Annotated in this window: 15 protein-coding genes; 13 read left to right on the top strand and 2 right to left on the bottom strand. The window is 34.8% G+C overall.

Annotation, left to right across the window (positions count from 1 at the left end; all coding sequences use genetic code 11):
- The 6 genes from B2145_RS15720 to B2145_RS15695 are packed head-to-tail and all read left to right on the top strand — an operon-like array spanning position 1 to position 7,309.
- Positions 1–2,022: a proton-conducting transporter membrane subunit gene (locus tag B2145_RS15720; protein ID WP_291104340.1), complete on the top strand. Its 2,022-nt coding sequence runs from the start codon at positions 1–3 to the stop codon at positions 2,020–2,022.
- A 2-nt stretch (positions 2,023–2,024) separates the two neighbouring features.
- The gene (locus B2145_RS15715; RefSeq protein ID WP_291104339.1) at positions 2,025–2,939 is read left to right on the top strand and encodes a respiratory chain complex I subunit 1 family protein; all 915 of its coding nucleotides are present in this window, start codon (positions 2,025–2,027) and stop codon (positions 2,937–2,939) included.
- Between the two features lie 15 nt (positions 2,940–2,954).
- Positions 2,955–3,584, top strand: a complete 630-nt coding sequence (locus B2145_RS15710; RefSeq protein WP_291104338.1) for a hypothetical protein — start codon at positions 2,955–2,957, stop codon at positions 3,582–3,584.
- 1 nt (position 3,585) lies between these two features.
- Positions 3,586–5,034 carry a proton-conducting transporter membrane subunit gene (locus B2145_RS15705; protein ID WP_291104337.1) on the top strand — a complete coding sequence of 483 codons (1,449 nt, stop codon included), beginning with the start codon at positions 3,586–3,588 and terminating at the stop codon, positions 5,032–5,034.
- Position 5,035: 1 nt separating this feature from the next.
- Positions 5,036–6,538: an NADH-quinone oxidoreductase subunit C gene (locus B2145_RS15700; protein WP_291104334.1), complete on the top strand. Its 1,503-nt coding sequence runs from the start codon at positions 5,036–5,038 to the stop codon at positions 6,536–6,538.
- Between the two features lie 12 nt (positions 6,539–6,550).
- On the top strand, positions 6,551–7,309 hold the full coding sequence (locus B2145_RS15695; RefSeq protein ID WP_291104331.1) for a hypothetical protein: 759 nt from the start codon (positions 6,551–6,553) through the stop codon (positions 7,307–7,309).
- Between the two features lie 70 nt (positions 7,310–7,379).
- On the opposite strand, the gene B2145_RS15690 is transcribed toward B2145_RS15695, so the two are convergent.
- Together B2145_RS15690 and B2145_RS15685 are read right to left on the bottom strand one after the other, a co-directional pair.
- A complete protein-coding gene (locus B2145_RS15690; protein ID WP_291104328.1) occupies positions 7,380–8,123 on the bottom strand; it encodes a YoaK family protein in 744 nt (247 codons plus the stop codon).
- A 3-nt stretch (positions 8,124–8,126) separates the two neighbouring features.
- A complete protein-coding gene (locus B2145_RS15685; protein ID WP_291104326.1) occupies positions 8,127–10,223 on the bottom strand; it encodes an LTA synthase family protein in 2,097 nt (698 codons plus the stop codon).
- A gap of 227 nt (positions 10,224–10,450) precedes the next feature.
- Between B2145_RS15685 and B2145_RS15680 the strand changes: the two genes are divergently transcribed.
- The 7 genes from B2145_RS15680 (at position 10,451) to B2145_RS15650 (ending at position 17,313) form a co-directional block, all read left to right on the top strand.
- Positions 10,451–11,812: a ubiquinol-cytochrome c reductase iron-sulfur subunit gene (locus B2145_RS15680; protein ID WP_291104323.1), complete on the top strand. Its 1,362-nt coding sequence runs from the start codon at positions 10,451–10,453 to the stop codon at positions 11,810–11,812.
- Positions 11,813–12,025: 213 nt separating this feature from the next.
- Positions 12,026–12,460 (top strand): thioredoxin family protein, encoded by a 435-nt coding sequence (locus B2145_RS15675; RefSeq protein ID WP_291104321.1) that lies wholly within the window; start codon positions 12,026–12,028, stop codon positions 12,458–12,460.
- Positions 12,461–13,456, top strand: coding sequence for an FAD:protein FMN transferase (locus B2145_RS15670; RefSeq protein WP_291104319.1), 996 nt, complete (start codon positions 12,461–12,463; stop codon positions 13,454–13,456).
- 49 nt (positions 13,457–13,505) lie between these two features.
- Entirely contained in the window at positions 13,506–13,715 is a 210-nt protein-coding gene (locus tag B2145_RS15665; protein WP_291104317.1) for a DUF4266 domain-containing protein, read from the top strand.
- 61 nt (positions 13,716–13,776) lie between these two features.
- The gene (locus B2145_RS15660; protein WP_291104315.1) at positions 13,777–15,228 is read left to right on the top strand and encodes a DUF3570 domain-containing protein; all 1,452 of its coding nucleotides are present in this window, start codon (positions 13,777–13,779) and stop codon (positions 15,226–15,228) included.
- A gap of 2 nt (positions 15,229–15,230) precedes the next feature.
- Positions 15,231–15,893, top strand: a complete 663-nt coding sequence (locus B2145_RS15655) for a response regulator transcription factor (protein ID WP_291104313.1) — start codon at positions 15,231–15,233, stop codon at positions 15,891–15,893.
- A gap of 286 nt (positions 15,894–16,179) precedes the next feature.
- Positions 16,180–17,313 (top strand): DUF3800 domain-containing protein, encoded by a 1,134-nt coding sequence (locus B2145_RS15650; protein ID WP_291104310.1) that lies wholly within the window; start codon positions 16,180–16,182, stop codon positions 17,311–17,313.
- Positions 17,314–17,369: the final 56 nt, after the last annotated feature.

Genomic DNA, 17,369 nt, shown 5'->3' with positions numbered 1-17,369 from the left:
ATGACTTTAATCATCAGCATCACAATCGTCACTTTCCTTTCTACACTTCTGATTACTTTGGTAAGAGAAGGATGGAAAGGAAATGTAGCTCTTATTGCGGTATTGATTAATGGAATACTAAGTTCTTACCTTGCGATTCCTGCGTTGCAAGGGAAATTGTTTGAACAATTTTTTTACGGTGGTTTTGTATTCGGACAAATTCCCATCAGAATAGATGCCCTTTCCGGCTGGTTTATTTTGCTAATGAATTTTACCGCGCTCACTGGCATTTTATATGGCAGAAGCTACATGAAACATTACGAAAATCAATCCGCCAATCTTTCTCTTCATTTTTCCAGTTATATCATCAATCATTTTGCCATGATTGGAATTTATTGCGTGCAAAATTCATTTGCCTTTTTGTGTGTTTGGGAAATGATGGCAATCACTTCATTCCTAATGATAATTTTCGAACATCACAAAATACAAACACTTAAAGCAGGAATCAATTACCTCGTTCAATCACATATCAGTATTATGTTTATGACAATTGGATTTATATGGGTAAATTCATTTACCGGTTCTTTTGATTTTAATGCGATAACGAAATATACTTCATCAGTTAGTCCTGCTGTAAGTTTCGTTCTCTTTTTATTTTTTTTTATTGCGTTTGCCATTAAAGCTGGATTTGTTCCCTTCCACACATGGTTGCCTTATGCACATCCTGCCGCACCTGCCCATGTTTCGGGGATGATGTCAGGAGTTCTTATCAAGCTTGGTATTTATGGAATTCTCCGTATGCTGCTGTTGATAAAAGGTGACTATCTCGTAATGGGCTATTTTATCCTGACCATCTCAATTATTACCGGTGTGTATGGAGTGATGCTCGCCATCATTCAACATAATATCAAAAAATTATTGGCGTATCACAGCATTGAAAACATTGGAATCATTGGAATCGGTATTGGACTTGGATGCATCGGTTTAGGATTGAGCAATTCATATCTTGCTTTTGCCGGTTTTGCCGGAGCTATGCTTCACACACTTAATCATTCGCTTTTTAAATCACTTTTGTTTTATATTTCAGGAACCATATATCAAGCCACACATACAATGGATATTGAACGGTTAGGTGGTTTAATTAAAAAAATGCCGCAAACTGCCACTTTATTTTTGATTGCCGCATTGGCTATAAGTGGTCTTCCTCCGTTTAATGGTTTCATATCTGAGTTTCTTATCTATTCCGGATTGTTTAAAGGAATTTCAGACGGCGAACTTACGGCAACAGCTTTTCTTGTTTCCTCTATTTTCGGGATGGTAATCATCGGTGGTATGGCGATGCTGTGTTTTACAAAAGCATTCGGAATTATTTTTCTCGGAAACGAACGACATCTTCTTCCTGCGACGGTTCAAGAACCTGAGTTTGCAAAACTTTTTCCCAAATACCTGATTGCTATTCTAATTATTTTCATCGGAATTGTTCCTCAATTTTTTGTTTCAATTGTTTCCAGACCTACTTCGCTCTTCATGGACGAAACTATTTCTCAGACGCAACCACTAGAATTAATTGGCACACTTCAATCTATAAGCATTGCTGCTGTTGTACTTATTCTTTTAAGCCTAATTATTTTTTGGATAAAAAAAATAGCAACAAAATCTGTAGAAGTCCAAATAGAACCAACATGGGGATGTGGCTATGTTGCACCAACTGCCAGACTTCAATATACGGCCAATTCTTTCGTTCGCTCTTTCCGGAAACTAATTCACCCATTGCTGATGATGAATAAAAAAGAAGGGGAGATAAAAGGTATTTTTCCAAAACCTATTCATTCTGAAACGCATCCTTATGATAAGTTAGAAACGGTCTTTATTGACATTCCATTACTATATCTTAAAGGTTTTATCGGGCGATTTAAATTTCTGCAAAATGGGAATCCCCAATTTTATATACTCTACGGGGTTCTTTTTATTTTTATAATCATTACCTTTCCACTAATCACGAATGCAATTGTTTATTTAATTGAATTGATAAAACAAATTTGAAAATGAATATATTGAGTTTTATATTAATTATTACTGCCAGTTTGTTTTTTTCCGGCATTGTCATCAGGACAAAAAGTATTTTTTCAGGAAGAAAAGGGCCAGGAATTTTTCAACCTTTAAAAGATATATGGCGTTTGTTTAGAAAGGAAGCCGTGTATAGCAAAACAAGCAGTTTCATTTTTCAAATCGCGCCAAGTATTTATTTTGCCACAGTATTAATGGCTATCTTTTTGATTCCTTTCGGGAATCAGCCGGGCATCATTTCGTTCAAAGGTGATTTTATATTTTTTGCTTATGTTTTAGCACTTGGAAAATTTTTTATTATCATTTCGGCTTTAGATACTGGCAGCAGTTTTTCAGGAATGGGAGCAAGTCGGGAAGCCCTTTATTCATTGTTGGTGGAACCTGCATTTTTTATACTTATGGGTTCTTTTGCCTTACTCACCGGACATACATCCTTTTTTGAAATATTCAGCTCGCTTCACTTTGGTTCCTATATTTCCTATGCGATTGGGACACTTGCCGCTTTTGTGCTGGTGATTATTGCACTCATCGAAAACAGCCGTATGCCCATGGATGACCCAAAAACGCATCTCGAATTGACCATGATCCACGAAGTGATGATTTTGGACAATAGTGGTTTTGATTTAGGGCTTCTTCTTTCTGCAACCCATTTGAAGTTTGCTATGTACGGAGCTTTAATCGCAAACTTCTTTCTCACACCAAATTACGAATGGTATTATTCGATTCCAATATTTATTAGTTCTCAAATTTTGTTTGCTGTAGTTGTTGGCACTGTTGAATCATTTATGGCAAGATTCCGAATGAATCATAATCCCCAATATATTTTTATGCTCACGTCAATATCATTATTAATCTATCTTGGTGTGTTGCTGATACTTGGTAAAATTGTATAACAAAAAATAAAATAAATGACTAATATCCTACTTATCACTTTTGCAATAAGCCTTATTTATCTGGGTCTGGCAAACCGTTTGGGAAGTTACATAAATGCTCTTGTCTTTCAGGGCATCCTACTTTTTGGTATAGCCTTTATCGAACTCATTGAAATTAATTGGGTAAATCTTGTTTTTGTTTTATTGGAGACGATTGTTTTTAAGGCCATTATCATTCCTTATTTTCTGAATTATATTGTTCATAAAAACAAAATAACGCGGGATATTGAACCTTACCTTCCTGATTTTGTTTCAATAGTGCTCATTACAGGAATTATTCTGGGCTCATTCCTTCTTTCGAATACCATTCAAGATTCACATGTGAGGAAAATATTTTTTGTTGTTGCTATTTCTGCCTTATTTACCGGTCTGTATATTATAGTTTCCCGTAAAAAAATCATTACTCATGTTATGGGCTTTCTGGTCATAGAAAATGGCGTTTTCATTTTATCAATAGCTTTGGGAAGTGAAATGCCGATGTTGGTAAATATTGGTATATTATTAGACATTTTTGCAAGTGTTTTTCTCTTGGGTATTTTTGTTAACAAAATTGGTGACGTTATGAAAGAACAAGATGTGGAACAATTAAGTAATCTAAGAGACTGATATGACACCATTTTTTTTAGGTATGATAGGATATTATTTAATAGGTGCATTTGCCATAAGCATCCTTTTGTTTTTTAACCGAAACAAATGGATGAATTATTTGCTTACCGTTTTATTCATGGCTTTGCAGTGGACATTTACTATCTACGAATACAACCACATAAACACTGTTGATCTTGTCTATTTTAGTCCTGACGCATTGGGGATACTATTTCTGGTCGTTTTGAGTATTGTTTGCGTTCCTGCTTTTTATCATAGTCATATTTATTGCAATTCAAAACAGGAAAATCCGCGACATCGAGGAATTTATTTTGCTGCAACGGTACTATTACTTACCGCCCTCAGCGCCGCCTATTTATCGAATCATATCGCCATTACATGGATTTTTGTCGAGCTTACCACATTAAGCTCTTCTGCATTAATTTATCACAGACGTAACATACGCTCCTTAGAAGGAACTTGGAAATATCTTTTCGTTTGTTCCATCAGCATTACATTAGTTTTCATTGGTATTTTGTTTCTTTCTTTCGCCGTTCAACAATCTGGCGGCACTGATTTGTTTTACAAAGAAATGTTCGAAAAAGCCAGCGGGATGAATATCTTTTGGCTCAAATTAGCGTTCCTTTTCATTTTTACGGGTTATACTTCAAAAGCAGCTTTGGTCCCAATGTACACTGCGGGCATTGATGCAAAAGATAAAGCGCCATCACCATCTGGGGCATTATTAAGCAGCGTATTGATGAATGTCGGATTCATTGGTATTTTCCGTTTTTATGAAATCATAAGTCCCACTTCAATTTTTCCATGGGCAAATAAAATTATGCTTATCGCGGGTTTCCTTTCTGTTTTTGTTGCTACCGTTTATATGCTTCGCGTAAAAAACCTCAAACGCATGTTTGCCTATTCCAGCGTAGAACACATGGGTTTAATAATGCTCGGATTAGCCTCAGGAGGAATTGGTCGGTATGCTGCCATTTTACATTTGGTTTTACATTCCTTTGCCAAACCCGCTTTGTTTTTCCAAATGGGGCAAGTCTATCGCATTTATAAAAGCAAAAGTATTTATGATGTCGGGGATTATTTCAAATATAACCTTAGTGGAGCCATGGTTCTATTGTTAGCCTTTTTTGTTGTCACAGCCATGCCTCCTTCGGGAATGTTTGTGAGTGAATTTCTCCTATTCCGTTCCTTATTTGAATCCGGAAACATCCTGCTGCTTGGTATTATCTTGTTGTTACTTACTATGATTATCTGGTCATTTGGAAAAAATATATTCAAAATGTTGTTTATAAAACCCGTCAATTTTGATGATTCGAATGTCGAAAAAATCAGCCCGTTTGAATCTCTAAGTCAATATATCCTTTTGGGATTGGTCATTTACCTCGGTCTAAATCCGCCTGCGGAACTTGTCACCCTGATTAATGATGCCATTTCTAATTTACCAAAATAACATGAGCGATTATACCATTATAAAAAACAATCAGACGATTCCGCTTCAAAACATTCCTGTTTTCGAGTACGAAGATTTTCTTTTGCTGAACACTTCTCTTCTAAAAGAGGAATCAAAGCATTGTGTCAATTATTTCGGATATAAGATACAAGGTAAATTAAAATTAATTTGTTGTATTGCTGATGATTCTCAAAGCACAATTATCCTTTCCTCTTCTGAAATAAATCAGGACGACACCGAATATCCGTCTTTCTCGGCACAACATTTATCCTTTCATATTTTCGAAAGAGAACTGCATGAGAATTTCGGAATCAATTATACAGACCATCCTTGGTTAAAACCCTTACGATTTGCCTTCAATCGTGCAGATAAAAATTCACGCATAGAAAATTATCCTTTTTATCAAATCAATAGTGAAGAACTGCATGAAGTGGGCGTTGGCCCGATTCATGCCGGTATAATTGAACCCGGACATTTCCGTTTTATTTGCAATGGAGAACAAATCCTTCACCTCGAAACTCAACAAGGATTTGCGCATCGTGGTATTGAAGCACTTTTTTTGAACAAGAAAAAACTATTGCAAAAAACAATTCTTGCCGAGTCTATTGCCGGAGATACCGTTGTGGGACACTCGATGGCTTTTGTCAATCTTTGGGAAAGTTTGTGCAATTATCAGGCAGATGAAGATTTGCAATTCTCCCGTACATTGGCTTTAGAGTTAGAACGCATTGCAATTCACACCGGAGATTTAAGTGGTATCTGTACCGATATTGCGTATCAGCTTGGAAGTTCAGTTTTTGGAAGATTGAGAACTCCGTTAATCAACTTTTTTCAAATATGGTGTGGCAATCGTTTATCCAAAGGACTCATTCGTGCGGGGAATAATCATTTTTATTTTTCGGCAGCACTTGCAATACAGCTTGAAAAAATATTTAAAGACTTTGAATCTGATTATACCGAAATGTATACCGAATTTAAAGAACTCCCAAGTGCACTTGCCCGTTTGGAAAAAACAGGAGTGGTTACCAGAGAGCAGTCAACTTCAATCGGCACGGTAGGCATGGTTGCAAAAACATCGGGAATCAAAAGAGACATCCGTACCACACATCCGCACGATTTATATCAGCAGTTGAATCACCAACCCATCCTTAAAAATCATGGCGATGTGTATTCCAGAGTACAAATCCGCAATGAAGAAATCAAGCAATCCATTGAATACATCAGGAAATTGTTGAAAAATATTCCGGAAGAAAATAAAAACCGAAAACCATTAAACACACCACAAACAAACTCTTTTACGCTGTCGTTAATCGAAGGTTGGAGAGGTGAAATTTGCCATTGTGCCATCACGGATGACCAAGGAGAATTGATCCATTACAAAATAAAAGATCCATCCATGCACAATTGGCTGGCGGTTGCATTGGCAGTTCGGAATAATGAAATTTCTGATTTTCCAATTTGCAACAAAAGTTTCGACTTGAGTTATTGCGGACATGATTTATAATTAAAAAGAGCTATGATTGGAAATATTAAGATACTCGTCCACCAGGGAAAACAATATATTCCTGATGTAACTAAAGCACAAATACCCGGTATTTTTAGGGGAAGACCAGAAATCAGCATGGAGATTGTTGATACAAATGCACTTGTTGACCTTTGTCCGACAGACGCTATTGCTACAAATCCGGTCAGCATTGATTTGGGAAAATGCGTATTCTGTGGGGAATGTGCGTTTGCATTTCCCGATAAAATAAAATTTACCAAAGATTATAAAATAGCAACCAACCAACGCGAGGGTTTAATTATCAAAGAAGGTGACCCTAAAAATATTGTTCTGAATCCTGAATTAATCAAAAAAGAAATCGCTTCCTTTTTCAGTGGTTCCCTGAAGTTGCGACAGGTTTCGGCTGGCGGAGATAATAGTTGTGAATTAGAATTGAATGCTTGTTCGAATGTGAACTTTGACATGAGTCGTTTCGGAATTGAGTTTGTAGCCTCTCCTCGACATGCAGATGGAATTGTAATAACGGGACCAATAACTGAAAATATGGCAAAACCATTGCAGATTTGTTATGATGCCATCCCAAGTCCAAAAATAATTATTCTTGCGGGCACTGACGCCATCAGTGGAGGGATTTTTGCTGACAGTCCTGCATTAAACCGCAGCTTTCTCGAAAAATACAAAGTTGATTTGTATGTTCCTGGCAATCCAATTCATCCGCTAACCTTTATCAATGGTGTGTTGGAACTGATAAGAAAAAGAAAATCTAAGTAAAATAGTCTAAAGTATTTTTGTTGTAAGTCTGGTGATTTTTTTAATTGTAATATATCGGTTCAATATCTAGCTAATATCTAATTTTACGTTTAAACACGTTTCTTCTAATAACGTGATATCGAAGTCGAATATAATCATACCATTGCGCAATCAAAAGAAAGAAAGCCGCAACAAAAAGTGTTTTTATTTCGAGAAAATGGTAGGTATAACCCCCTAAAAAACAACCTAAAAAGAAAGAGGTTATGATAGATAACCGCAAAATGATACTGGTTTTTAATTTTTCAACTTCATCAGGAAGTTTAAAGAAAAATAATTGAGATAATTCTATCCCCAAATCAGTAAAAAGGCCTGTTAAATGGGTTGTTCGAACGGTTGATTTTGAAATTTTTGTAACTAATGAATTCTGAATTCCCATAGAAAAAAGCATCCCAAAAGCAATCCATCTGCCTTCTAGGTTATACAATGTGCTTTTGGTTCCAAAAAAACCTATCAAAAATAACATTAAAATTTCTATTGATATAGGAATAACATGTGCTAATTCAGGATATTTTTTTGAAACCAATTCAGATGTGAAATTTGAGCAAAATGCCCCGAAAAGAAAAAATAGGGTCAAAATAAAAAAGGTGACCGCTGTAACATAATCTCGTTTTGTCATCTCTTCTGCAAAATAGGCAAAATGCCCCGTGACGTTAGTTGTCAAAGTTTTTACCGCCAAAACACCTGTTACGTTTACAATTCCTGCAACGAATGATAATATAGTGGCTAACCTTAAATTGTGCAAATGACTTCTTCTATTCCCTTGATGACGAAACATAGTTTATTCTTTTTGATATTTATTTTTATTCAACATGTCTGAAGCCGTTTGATAATAGGAAATCGTTTCATTTATCAAATCTGGTCTTGCTTTGTCCAAGGGTTTTTCGTCATAAAATAGCTGAAAATCTTTTCCAACTTTAGGATTTGGCAATATAGTCAACTGGAATTGTTTGGCTTGCCGTTTTGGCGAAATGATGGTCAAAACATCGTCTTTCAATAAGCCCAAATTTTGATAGGTAGCGATTAAGGCTCTTGGTTTATAATCGGGTTTCAAAACGTCTTGTCCAAAGAATTTGCTTTGATAATTAAAATTTAATAATCCAAAAACCGTAGGCATAATGTCTATTTGAGACATTAGGTTGGTATAGTGAATGGGTTGGACAAAGCCAGGAGCATAAATCATCGCCGGGATTCTGTATTTATCTAAAGGAAGTTCTGTTTTTCCGGCACTTGAGGCACAATGATCGGCAAGAATAACAAAAACGGTATTAGTATACCAAGGTTGTTTTTTTGCCATTTCAAAGAATTTTTTTATGGCAAAATCGGTATATTTTACGCCACCATCACGGGATTTCGCATCAACTTGAATATCAATTTTATTTTTGGGATACGTAAATGGTCGATGGTTGCTCACCGTCATAATATGATTAAAAAAGGGTTTGTTTTCCTTGGCTTCACCGTTCATCACTTTTATTGCCTTGCTGTACATATCTTCATCACAAACTCCCCAAATATTTTGGAAAGTGATTTCACCGCGTTGGAATGCTTTTTTGTCTACAATATCATAGCCATTTCCCTTAAAAAAATCTTGCATATTGTCAAAAAACGCATCGCCACCGTAAAGATATTTCACGTTGTATCCTTTTTCAGTAAATATATTTCCGGTCGAGAATTTATTTTTATTGTCTTTTCTTTTCACCACACTTTCACCGGCAGTTGGCGGCAAACACAATGTTACGGCTTCAAGTCCTCGAACAGTCCGGTTTCCAACAGCATAAAGATTGGTAAACACCAAACTTTTTGTTGCTAAACTATCCAGAAAAGGAGTAAGGTTTTTTTCATTACCATACATTTTCATGAATTCAGCACTGTAACTTTCTATGGTGATTAACACCACATTTTTATGATTTTCGGCTGCTTGATTTTTTACTTCCCTTAAAGTTGTTGAACCTAAAATATCTGGTATTTGTTGATTTAATAAGGCATAAGCTTCTTTTTCGGGCAGTGTTTTGTAGAATTTAAAATAATCCAATTCACTGTTCATAAAAGCCAAATAGAATTTGTAAATACCATTGGATTGCAGTTCATTGGAAAAAATGTTTTGTGAATTTTCCTTGGTTGACAAAAACGGAATTGATAGTAATGAAAGTCCAAATAATAAGAAATAAATTCCGGAAATTTTTATTTTTTCGGTAAACGTAGGAATGGTTTCTATAAAAATTTTAGATCTTTTTACAATCAAATAAGTGACCAAAGCCGCGGTAATAAATAGTATGGAAAATAATGGAACGACAAGATAAGATTGCATAATATTTCCAATTACTTCATTGGTGTAAACCAGATAATCTACGGCTATAAAGTTGTACTTCACTCCAAATTCATTCCAGAAAAAGTATTCACTGATGGCATTTTGCAAGATGAGGAGAACATATAAGAAAAGGACAAACGTGAAAAGCCAAAATCTAATTTTGCTTCGGTATTTTGGCATAAAAAGCAACAATCCAAACAAAATAGTTTTTATGGCGATAAAACTGATGCCTAATTGAGGTAAAATACCACCATATTCATTGAGAATGGTATTAAAAAAAGACACATAAACCAACAATGACACCAATGCTCCAAAAACGATGTAACCTGTTGGGTTTAAAAATTTAGAATTGGATATGAAAATAAGATAAAGCCATAAAAAACCACTTGCCAAAACAAAAATAAACGTATCTGACAATACACCCAGAAAAAATATTTTAATAATATCAATTCCGGTAAAAGACGTTTGCGTAATAGGATGAAAAAGTAAAATTATTCTCAAAATGACGCTTACGATGACATAGAAAAGGGTAAGATTATAGAAAGGAGAAAATTTTTTCGAAAATGACATGGATTTTTTTGTAAAAATAAGGAATTTGAAATAATATAAGCATTTTGTTTTCTTGTATTCTATTCCGTAAATCCAACAATTGTGTTACAATTAAAAAACTTGTTCCAGTATTCAAATTTAGTAAAAAAAAGCATCTTAATTTTATTCAATTTAAGTAGGGTATTCCATTATATAATTGTTTTAAAACAAAGAGTAGACAATTATAATAGTATTAAACCCTTAAATTTATGACGAGAAAAGAATTTTTTGCAAGAGCAGGTTATGGCGCTGCCGGAGTTTTGTTGCCATCTTGTATGGCCGGTTTGGCAACAAGTTGTACGATTCCAAATCCAAATGCACCTACATCAGGAGGATTACCAATAATAAAAGCGGTACCCGCGACAGTTACAATTGATGGAAGAGTAGGAGGAACAACAGGTTCGATTGCATTAAATGACACTTTAAATGGCGTCCCTGTCGTTATTGGTACAGGAGCAGGACAAGTTTTTATAACTGCGGTAACAGTGCCAACAGGGATGACTTTAAATACAGACGGAACAGTGACAATTGCGGCAAATACCGTGGCAGGAAGTTACAATGTAACTTATAAGATTACCGAAGTTACAAACCCAACAAATAGTGCTACAACAACAAGTGTGGTTGTTGTTACAGTTTCATTGCCAGTTATCAATGCGGTAACAGAAACGACTACTGCAATAAATGGAACAACAGGGGGAACAACGGCTGCATTGACCGCAAATGACACTTTAAATGGTGTTCCAGTTGTAATAGGTTCTTCGGCGGGTCAAGTAAAATTGACGGCAGTAACATCACCGTTACCGGCCGGTTTAACACTGAACTTAAACAACGGAATAGTGACAGTTGCGCCAAATACGGCAGCTGGAGCTTATGGTATAACCTATAAAATCACCGAGATTACAAATCCGACAAATAGTGCTACAGCCACCAGTACAATTGTAGTGACGGTAGCGGGTTCCTTACCAGTAATTAATGCCGTATCAGAGACAACTGCTTCAATAAACGGAACAACGGGAGGAACTACAGCTGCGTTGACTGCAAATGACACTTTAAATGGTGTTCCGGTTGTTATTGGTACAGGAGCAGGTCAAGTAAAATTGACGGCAGTAACAGTGCCTGCAGGCTTAATCTTAAATGCAAACGGAACAGTGACTGTCGCGGCAAATACAGCAGCTGGAAATTATAATGTAACGTATAAAATTACTGAAATAACAAACCCAACAAATAGTTCCACAGCTACCAGTATAATTCCCGTCACAGTGACGCCCCCAGTAACTGCATTGGCAACTGTTGATGTAAGTACAGGAAATTTATCGAAAAATGGAGGTTATGTCGTTATTAACGGAATTGTGATAGCACGAACAAATACCGGGACTTTTTTGGCAGTTTCAGCCGCTTGCACGCATAAAGGTACAAATGTACAATATGTTGCTTCTGCGAATGACTTTTATTGCCCTAACCACGGAGCAAAATTCAGTAGTACTGGAGTAGTGACTTTGGGTCCGGCAACAAGTAATTTAATACAATATAAAACAACTTTAACAGGAACATCCTTGAGTGTTTATGCTTAATAATTTTTTATAAAATAATACCAAATGATATTTTAATTAAGAATATTGTTTGGTATTATCATTTAAATTCATCTGTTGGACATAAATAATTTCATCACTCTTAAAAAAAAAGTTAATATTTACATAAATCTTGAGTACCAAGTAAAAGATTACAATAATAATAATATTTTTACAAAAATTAGACAAACAAAAATCTCAAAATATATAATTATAATGAAAAAAAGTATGGTTATTTTGTTGCTCTTTATGGCAACAATTGGGTATTCACAAGACTGGAAAAATAATTTAGAAGATGCCAAAAAAGAAGCCACTGAACAAAATAAAAAAATTCTTTTGGTTTTTTCAGGTTCAGACTGGTGCGGTCCTTGCATTAAACTGGATAGAAATGTTTGGCAATCGGATGTTTTTAAAAAAGAAAGTCAAAAAAGTTGGGTTTTGCTTAAAGCCGATTTTCCCAAGAAAAAAGCCGATCTGCTTTCTCCTGAATTAACGGAAAATAACGAAAAATTAGCCGAGAAATATGACAGGGAAGGCAACTTCCCTTTAGTTGTTTTATTGGATAAAACAGGAAAAGTGTTGGGAGAGAAAGGATACTTAAATATTTCTGCCGAAGATTATATACAAGCCATCCACTCACTAGAAAATTAAATGAAAAGAATTCTGTTTTTTGGAATAGCATTATTGTCAATTTCCTCTTTTGGACAAATCGTTCAAAGGAGGAAATTGTATATGATGACCAGTCCATTTGAGATGACCGTGGTGGCCAAAGACACGATTCAGGGAAATAAATTTATCGATGCCGCCATTGCCGAAACTTCAAGAATAGAAAATTTAGTTTCGGACTGGAAACCGGATACCCAAATCTCCCACGTAAACCAGAATGCCGGAATTAAGCCGGTAAAGGTTGATGACGAAATTTTTCAATTGGTAAAAAGAGCCATCAAAGTTTCTAAACTTACTGATGGAGCTTTTGATATTTCGTATGCTTCGATGGATAAAATATGGAAATTTGACGGTTCGATGAAGGAAATGCCAACAGCGGAAGCCATCAAAAAATCGGTAGAAAAAATTGGCTACTGGAAAATTATTTTGGACGAAAAGGAAAAAACTATTTTCTTGAGAGACAAAGGAATGAAACTCGGTCTTGGCGGAATTGCCCAAGGTTTTGTTGCCGATAAAATAAAAACGCTACTGGTTTCAATGGGCTGTACTTCAGGAATTGCAAATGTTTCTGGAGATATTTCCGCTTGGGGAAAACAACCCGATGGAAAACCTTGGACCGTGGGAATTGTAAATCCAATGAATAAAGACAAGGTTTTTGCGACATTTCCGCTTATCGATAGCGCTGTGGAAACTTCGGGAACTTATGAAAAATTCGTGGTTTTTAACGGAATTAGATACAGTCATATCATCAATCCTAAAACGGGTTATCCGGCTCAAGGAATCGTGAGTGTTACCACTTTTGCAAAACAAACCGAAATGGCCGATGTCCTGGCAAAGGGAGTTTTTCTTTTTGGAGTTGAAGCAGGTCTGAATTTTATTAATCAACTCAAAGGAATTGAATGTATCATTGTTGACGACAAAGGAAAAATATTTACTTCGAATGGGATTCATTTGGAAAAAACGGATTTATCAAGGGATTAATTCCCAAGAAAAAGGCAGATAAATTAGTGTCATTATATAAAAAATAAATATGAAAAAATTAGCATTATTGGCGTTGGTTTTCGTGGTTTTACAATCTTGTAATACCGTCAAGCCTTATGAAATGCAAAAAATAAACGATCCGGAAATGAAACTTTCTGCCAGGACTACCGAAAAATTCGAAAGTACTTTTCAAGTATATCGAGAAGGTGCGGCTGGAGCCAATGGTGGAAAATCGGGTGGTGGTTGTGGATGTAACTAGTTTCCAAATTTATTTTTTAAATAATGCAAATTCAAGTAAAACTAAACAAAGAACTTTAAGAATGACTAAAATATCCGTTACATTATTATTTTTAATTACAAGTGTTTTTACTTTTGCCCAAGTAAAAGACACCACGGGAGTATTTAAAAAGCGCGTTCTGGAAAGTTCCGAAGTCGACTTTTTATCCAGTTATTATAACCAAGATGGTACACACGCTGCTGTTTCCGGTGGTTTAGGCACCGAAAAATTGTCTGATTTTGCATCCAATATTGTGGTTGCCGTTCCCTTGAATGATGATGATGTCCTGACTTTTGACGTGGGACTTTCGGCTTACACATCCGCTTCTTCGAGCAACGTAAATCCATTTATGAACTCCACAAAATCGTACTCCACTTCTTCAGGAGCTTCTGGTCAAGTTTCTACGACGACTGTAAATACTTCGCCTCCGGTGGGAACGCCTTGGCAAGCATCCTCGGGAGCATCAAAAGGGGGTACCCTTTATGCCTTGAATGCTAATTATGCGCATAGCTCAGATAACAGGAATTTTATTTGGAATGCCGATATGTCATTGTCAAAGGAATTCAATTATGGGTCATTTGGTTTCGGAGGCGGAGTTACCAAACTTTTCAACGATAAAAATTCTGAAATTTCCCTGAAAACAAACATTTATCTTGATAATTGGAAGATTATTTATCCAACGGAATTAAAAGAATATAACCAATATGGAAATGATTTCCAACTCTATAGTTATTTTAGCGGGGTTGCCATTATGGATCAAAATGGCAATACCACAACGGCATATTTGCCTTCTACCTTTAAACCTTGGACTTCAACAAAGAGAGATTCCTATTCGGCATCGGCGAGTTTCTCGCAAGTGCTTACAAAGAAAACCCAATTTTCGATATTTATGGATGTCTTGCAACAGCAAGGAATGCTTTCCACTCCATATCAAAGAGTTTATTTTGCCGACAAACCCAATTATTACATTGGGAAAGCCCAATATATCTCTAATTATCAAAGCCCGACTAATACCGGGGTGTTCCAACTTGCGGATGATATCGAAAGAATGCCAAATACTCGTTTAAAAGTACCTATTGGACTACGATGGAACTATTACATCAGCGAAAATATTGCCCTGAGAACTTATTATCGCTACTATTGGGACGATTGGGGAATTACTTCCCATACGGCGAGTATCGAATTGCCCGTTAAAATTTCCGAAAGGTTTACTGTTTATCCAATGTATCGCTATTATATTCAAACTGCCGCGAAATATTTTGCCCCTTTTGAAAAACATCTTTCAACAGAACAATATTATACGTCCGATTATGATTTATCGGCTTTTAATGCCAAACAATATGGATTTGGTGTTAATTATACAGATATTTTTGCAAATGGAAAATTCTTCGGAATGGGAATCAAAAACGTCGATTTCAGGTTTAACCATTATGTAAGAAGCGATGGTTTGAATGCCAATATTGGAACCTTGGGATTTCATTTCACTACCGATTAAAAATGAATATATTAATTGTAGAAGACGAAGTGGGCATTGTCCAATTTCTCCAACAAGGTTTGGAGGAAGAGGGATACAAAATTACCGCAGCTTCAGATGGTTTGCAAGGTTTTGAATTAGCTCAAAAAGAAAATTTTGACCTGATTTTATTGGATTGGATGTTGCCAAAATTGACAGGAATAGATATATGCAAAGCCATTCGTCTCAAGAATACCATTACACCCATTATATTCCTAACAGCAAAAGACACTGTGCAAGAAACTATCGAAGGATTAAAAGCCGGTGCCAATGATTATATCAAGAAACCTTTTAGTTTTGACGAATTGTTGGAACGAATTAAAATACATTTCAGGAATCAAAATGAACCTGAAATACTCAGACTTGGTGCCATTGAAATTCATATTGCAAAACACATTGTTGCTGTAAAAGGAAATGATGTCAGCATGACACAGCGTGAATTTGAGTTACTGTGCTATTTGGTTCGAAACAAAGGCAAAGTCTGTACTCGAACCCAAATTATCAAAGATGTTTGGAATATCCATTTTGAATATGATACTGGTGTAATTGATGTCTTTATCAATGCCATTCGCAAGAAACTCAAACTAAAAATAGAGGAAGATTGCATCAAAACTATTCGTGGTGTGGGTTATATTGCCAATGATTAAAAGAAAACATTAGCCTCTTTTTTTAATTCACATCAACGCCCAAAAAGTCTTTGATTCTAATAGCAAAAACTACAACTTTAGCAGGTTGTAGTTTTTTTTTGAAATCTTGCTATTTTTATTTTGTAATGAAATGACTTCCTGGCAAATAAAAAATTCAATTGATAATTTGTAGTAGATTTTTTATATATTTGAAGGGAATATATCAAGACAAAACTGACTTAATTGTATAAAAAATGATTTTGTTTGATAGGTAAAAGTATAAAATCATGCTTAAATTAACGTTTTTATGATTACAGCATTCGCCGATGAATTTGGAAATAATTCATTTCAATTCAAAACTCAAGGAAGTCATTTCATTATAGCAACTGTTATTTGTAATTCAGAAAAAATAAATGAGTTAGAAAAACAAGTTGACGAAATTAGACAAAATCAAAAATTTCAAACAGGTGAAATAAAGTCTAGTGGAGTAGCGGGTAATTATAAACGTAGAATAAAAATCCTTGAAGAGATAATTAAATTAGATATCTCAGTATATGCAGTTATTATTGATAAAAGAGATCTTGAAGGTAAAGGATTTAGTTATAAAAAATCATTTTACAAATATTTGAACAACCTTCTTTATAAAGAATTGTTCAGAACATTTCCCCAATTAGATTTATATGTTGATGAACACGGTGGAAATGATTATATGTTAGAATTTAAAAAATACGTTCATAAAAATCATCAGAAAAACTTATTTTCAGGCTCACAATTCGAAATTCAAAATAGCAAACAAAGTAATTTAATTCAAATAGCTGATTTCATAGCCGGAACACTTGGATATATTTATGATGAAACTAAAAAATCAGCATATAGTGAGGAATTTAAAACAATTTTGAAACCTATTGTAAGTGATTTAAATTTCTTTCCAAAAGAATATAATTTCATTGAATTTGAAAAATCAAATACTGATGAAGCTTTTTCTCCATTTATTGCTGAAGTTAGTTTATTAAGAATTAACGATTTTATAGAAAAAGAAAGTGGTAATGACCAACAAAAAATGGATCAAATAAATTTTTTAAAGTTATTATTGTTATTTCAAAGGGTTTACTATAAATCAAGATATATAGCTACTAAAGAAATATTTAGGCATTTAAATCAAAGTAGAGAAACTCCTCTTTCAGAAGAATATTTCAGGTCAAAAATTGTTGGAAATCTAAGAGATAAAGGTATTTTAATATCATCAAGTCCAAAAGGATATAAAATACCCACAACAGAAAAAGACCTATATTCTTTCATAAAACATGGAAACAGAATAATTCTTCCAATGATAAATAGAATAAATGAAATGCACAAAGCAATTATGTTAGCATCTGGAAATAAATTAGATTTATTAAATAATGAAGAATTTAAAGATTTAAAAAAAATAATTGATAGCTAGTTTCAACGGCAGTTTGTCAGTAGGAAGAATATTAAATATCAAATATTTTGAAAAAA

Origin of the sequence: Flavobacterium sp. UBA5153 (genome assembly GCA_002413745.1) — a bacterium.
In the GTDB taxonomy this organism is placed as follows: domain Bacteria; phylum Bacteroidota; class Bacteroidia; order Flavobacteriales; family Flavobacteriaceae; genus Flavobacterium.
This window is presented reverse-complemented; position numbering and strand designations above follow the sequence as displayed.

Excerpts from the sequence above, each read along its gene's own strand:
- B2145_RS15720 (WP_291104340.1), top strand. The coding sequence starts at position 1 with ATGACTTTAATCATCAGCATCACAATCGTCACTTTCCTTTCTACACTT.
- B2145_RS15715 (WP_291104339.1), top strand. The coding sequence starts at position 2,025 with ATGAATATATTGAGTTTTATATTAATTATTACTGCCAGTTTGTTTTTT.
- B2145_RS15710 (WP_291104338.1), top strand. The coding sequence starts at position 2,955 with ATGACTAATATCCTACTTATCACTTTTGCAATAAGCCTTATTTATCTG.
- B2145_RS15705 (WP_291104337.1), top strand. The coding sequence starts at position 3,586 with ATGACACCATTTTTTTTAGGTATGATAGGATATTATTTAATAGGTGCA.
- B2145_RS15700 (WP_291104334.1), top strand. The coding sequence starts at position 5,036 with ATGAGCGATTATACCATTATAAAAAACAATCAGACGATTCCGCTTCAA.
- B2145_RS15695 (WP_291104331.1), top strand. The coding sequence starts at position 6,551 with ATGATTGGAAATATTAAGATACTCGTCCACCAGGGAAAACAATATATT.
- B2145_RS15690 (WP_291104328.1), bottom strand. The coding sequence starts at position 8,123 with ATGTTTCGTCATCAAGGGAATAGAAGAAGTCATTTGCACAATTTAAGG.
- B2145_RS15685 (WP_291104326.1), bottom strand. The coding sequence starts at position 10,223 with ATGTCATTTTCGAAAAAATTTTCTCCTTTCTATAATCTTACCCTTTTC.
- B2145_RS15680 (WP_291104323.1), top strand. The coding sequence starts at position 10,451 with ATGACGAGAAAAGAATTTTTTGCAAGAGCAGGTTATGGCGCTGCCGGA.
- B2145_RS15675 (WP_291104321.1), top strand. The coding sequence starts at position 12,026 with ATGAAAAAAAGTATGGTTATTTTGTTGCTCTTTATGGCAACAATTGGG.
- B2145_RS15670 (WP_291104319.1), top strand. The coding sequence starts at position 12,461 with ATGAAAAGAATTCTGTTTTTTGGAATAGCATTATTGTCAATTTCCTCT.
- B2145_RS15665 (WP_291104317.1), top strand. The coding sequence starts at position 13,506 with ATGAAAAAATTAGCATTATTGGCGTTGGTTTTCGTGGTTTTACAATCT.
- B2145_RS15660 (WP_291104315.1), top strand. The coding sequence starts at position 13,777 with ATGACTAAAATATCCGTTACATTATTATTTTTAATTACAAGTGTTTTT.
- B2145_RS15655 (WP_291104313.1), top strand. The coding sequence starts at position 15,231 with ATGAATATATTAATTGTAGAAGACGAAGTGGGCATTGTCCAATTTCTC.
- B2145_RS15650 (WP_291104310.1), top strand. The coding sequence starts at position 16,180 with ATGATTACAGCATTCGCCGATGAATTTGGAAATAATTCATTTCAATTC.